The sequence below is a fragment of the Gallintestinimicrobium propionicum genome (assembly GCF_025567525.1).
Taxonomy (GTDB): domain Bacteria; phylum Bacillota; class Clostridia; order Lachnospirales; family Lachnospiraceae; genus Gallintestinimicrobium; species Gallintestinimicrobium propionicum.
This window is the reverse complement of sequence record NZ_JAOQJY010000027.1, coordinates 45,766-49,698: the sequence shown is the minus strand read 5'-3', so window position 1 is coordinate 49,698 and position 3,933 is coordinate 45,766. Positions and strand designations below refer to the sequence as shown.

The following is a 3,933-nucleotide window of genomic DNA, read 5'->3' as shown; positions in this document are numbered from 1 at the left end:
AATTTTTTTACGAAAAAGCTTGCCAAACGTAAAAAGCTGTGTTATTATAAATTTCGTCGCTGAGATACATCAGCGAGAGATAAAATGCGACAGTAGTACAGTTGGTAGTACGCCACCTTGCCAAGGTGGAGGTCGCGGGTTCGAGCCCCGTCTGTCGCTCTTCTAAAAAGGCAGTAAACAAGCGGTTTCCGAGGATTCGGAAGCCGCTTGTTTTGTTTCAAAATTCTTTTTGCAAAAGTTTCTATTTTTCATGTGCCGTACTCAGGAACCCATTCTCTTCTGCTATCAGTATCCCGTGGTACCGTACTAGCGCTTTGCATCGCTAAAATTTTATACAAATTTTAGAACTAAAACATTTTCTTCCTATACAAACTTCCAAAATTCAAGATTACGCATTGACATTTTTTTTCCCCGGAACTAGAATGGCAACAATTCAACATGCAAATGCAGTGAGCAGGACATGACATTTAGAGTTAATCTGTTTCCAGAGAGCCGCCATTGATGGAAGGTGGCAACAGGTTCCAAATGCCCTCGCCTGTCAGCAGTTCTGGTGAACGTTTTTCCAGTAGCCAGAACCGGAGTCCCTCCGTTACAGGGGAGCACATTGACCGGATCAAATGCCGGGAGCTGTGACCGAGAGGCTGTTTTTTGCAGCAAAAGAAGTGGTAACGCGGAGTTTATATGCCTTCGTCTTCTATTCCCCGAAAGGGATAAAGACGAAGGCTTTTTTTGTTGCAGCGACAGGAAAACGAATTCGGGCTGTCCGATATTCACCGCGCCCGAACAAATTCTATCCCCCTGCAGAAAAACTCCGGGCAGGTCGCCCACGCACTGCCATGTTGAGCATTCTAACGAAAGAGAGGACCCTATCTCATGAACACACTTGCAATCGTTTTAATCGCAGCCGTATGCCTTGCAGCCGCTTATCTGCTGTATGGCCGCTGGCTCGCAAACAAATGGGGCATCGACCCTGCTGCCAAAACACCCGCCCAGGCCCACGAGGACGGGCAGGACTACGTTCCGACAAAAGGCTTTACCGTCTTCTGTCACCAGTTTTCATCCATCGCAGGCGCAGGCCCTGTCACCGGTGCAATTCAGGCCGCTGCATTCGGCTGGCTCCCGGTTCTTCTGTGGGTACTTCTTGGCGGCATCTTCTTCGGTGCTGTTACTGACTTCGGTGCTTTGTATGCCAGCGTCAAAAACGACGGCAAATCCATCGGTCTGCTGATCGAAAAGTACATCGGTAAACTCGGCAGAAAGCTTTTCCTGCTGTTCTGCTGGCTATTCACCCTGCTGGTTATCGCAGCATTCGCCGATATGGTAGCCGGAACCTTCAACGCATTTACAACCGTTGACGGACAGGTACAGCTTTCCGAGGCTGCCAGACCGAACGGTGCTGCCGGTACCATTTCCCTGCTTTTTATCTTATTCGCTATGGTATTTGGCGTACTGCAGAAGAAATTCAACCTTTCCGGCTGGAAAGCAACCGTTGTAGGTCTTGTCTGCACCGTAGCAGCTCTGGCAATCGGTATGGCTCTTCCGATCACCGCCGGAAAAGATACCTGGACTTACATTACCTTTGTTTATATCTTCTTCGCAGCAGTTCTTCCGATCTGGCTGCTCAAACAGCCCCGTGATATGATGACCACTTACATGTTCATTGGCATGATCGTCGGCGCTGTTCTCGGACTGCTCGTTGCACATCCGACCATGAACCTGCCTGTTTATACAGGATTTACAAATGAAAAGCTCGGAAACATGTTCCCGATCCTGTTCGTAACCGTTGCCTGCGGTGCGATCTCCGGCTTCCACAGCCTGGTATCCTCCGACACTTCTTCCAAGACAATCGCAAATGAAAAGGATATGCTCAAGGTTGGTTACGGCGCAATGGTTCTTGAAAGCCTTCTGGCCGTTGTCGCTCTCTGCGTTGCAGGTGCTGCTGCATCTGCTGACGGCACACCGGCTGCAGGCACCCCGTTCCAGGTATTCTCCAACGGCGTTGCAGGCTTCCTGGAAATGTTCGGTATCCCGCTTTATGTAGCCCAGTGCTTCATGACCATGTGTGTATCCGCACTTGCACTGACCAGCCTGGATGCAGTTGCAAGAATCGGTCGTATGAGCTTCCAGGAGCTGTTCTCTGTTGATGATATGGCTTCTGCTCCGTTATGGAGAAAGGTTCTGTGCAACAAATACTTCTCCACCGTTTTAACCCTGCTGTGCGGCTTCGTTCTGACCCGTATCGGCTATGCAAACATCTGGCCGCTGTTCGGTTCTGCGAATCAGCTGCTCTCCGCCCTGGTACTTGTAACGCTGTGCGTATTCCTGAAGGTTACAGGCCGCAGCAACAAGATGCTGTTCCCTCCGCTGGTAATCATGCTTTGCGTAACCGGCACCGCACTGGTACAGCGCACAATCGCTTTGGCAAAAGCGTATGCGGCAGGCTCTGCTACCTTCCTGGTAGAAGGACTGCAGCTGATCATTGCAATCCTGCTGATCGTCCTTGGACTGACCATCGTAATCAACTCCCTGCGTTCCTACTTCGCAGCGTCCAGGAATTCTGAAAAGGCTGCATAAAACAGCTGCTGAAAAAGAATCCTGCGAAGCAGGATTCTCCGCCTGCGGCGGGTCGCGTAAGCGACATTCTACCATTCCGCCGCAGTGCGATCCGCGCGGAGCGTTTTTATTTCATAGGACGCATTTTCCTATGAAATGAAAAAAATACCCGTCGGAATCGAGGTTCCCCTGTGAGCCGATTCCGACGGGTATCTTTTTTTGTAACTGTGAGGGTACTGAACAGTTACCATTTTTCTTTATTCTGCCATCTTTTCCTGAAGCACTTCCATCGCTTTATTCAGCTGATTGTCCGTACCGTCTTCCACATATGCCTGAGCATCAAATTCAACCTCCACATCCGGTTCAATACCAATCTTATGGATGTTGTTGCCCTTCGGCGTGTAATACTTGCTGACTGTAAGCTTCACTGCGGAATTATCGGTAAGCTGCATAATCCGCTGTACGATGCCTTTTCCGTAAGTCGTCGTTCCAACCAGAGTTCCGATTCCGTAATCCTTTACTGCGCCGGACATAATCTCCGAAGCGGAAGCGCTGTTTCCGTCTACGAGAACAACGAGCGGAACCTCTAACGGATTCGTACCATCGCAGGAGTATTCTTCCCGGTTTCCGTATTTATCCTCCGTGTATACAATCAGTCCTTTCGGGAGCAGCTCCCGGCAGATATCACATACCGTCGAAAGGTTTCCGCCCGGATTTCCTCTCAGATCGATAATCAGACCTTCCATGCCTTCCGAACGGGCATTGTCCAGGGCTTCCGTAAACTGATCCAGCGTCACATCGTCAAACTCCTGAATCTGGATGTAAGCCATGCTGTCATCCAGCATCTTTGACGTAACCGTTTCGTTTGCGAGCTTACGGCGAACCACATCAAATTCCAGATAATTGCTCTCGCCGCTGCGGATCACCGTCAGGTGCACGGTTGTGCCTTCCGCACCCCGGATCAACGCGACTGCGGAAGAAAGATCCATTCCCTGGAGCTCCGTGTCATCCGCCTTATACAAAAGGTCGTTTGCCATCAGTCCGGCTTCCTCCGCCGGCGTTCCTGAAATTACGCTTGCAATCTTCGGAAGCTGCGTTTCGGTATCCAACGAAACCCTTGCGCCGATTCCGTAGTAGATGCCCTGCGTCTTTTCCTGCAGCGTTTCCAGCTCATCCGCTGTATAATAGACGGAATACGGATCGCCCAACGCATCCAGAAGTCCTTTGTATACCCCCTGCTCCAAATCCTCTGCGCTGACGTCCTCGAGATAATAATCGTCGATCATTCCTTCCAGCACATTGACCTTTTCCATCGTCACCTTGTTGCCGACCTCTTCCAGGGAGCTACCGTTCTTCGTTCCCTGATACAGGGTCACGCCG

At 50.4% G+C, this 3,933-nt stretch carries 2 protein-coding genes and 1 tRNA gene; 2 read left to right on the top strand and 1 reads right to left on the bottom strand.

The genetic code is table 11. The features are described 5' to 3' along the window. Positions 1 to 86 precede the first annotated feature (86 nt). Together OCV62_RS15965 and OCV62_RS15960 are read left to right on the top strand one after the other, a co-directional pair. Positions 87 to 159: transfer RNA gene (locus tag OCV62_RS15965), tRNA-Gly, on the top strand. Between the two features lie 714 nt (positions 160 to 873). Continuing rightward, on the top strand, positions 874 to 2,574 hold the full coding sequence (locus OCV62_RS15960) for a carbon starvation CstA family protein (protein WP_262587957.1): 1,701 nt from the start codon (positions 874 to 876) through the stop codon (positions 2,572 to 2,574). A gap of 236 nt (positions 2,575 to 2,810) precedes the next feature. Here OCV62_RS15960 and OCV62_RS15955 read toward each other — a convergent pair. After that, positions 2,811 to 3,933 (bottom strand): S41 family peptidase (locus OCV62_RS15955; RefSeq protein WP_262587955.1); only part of this gene is annotated, 1,123 nt, incomplete at its 5' end.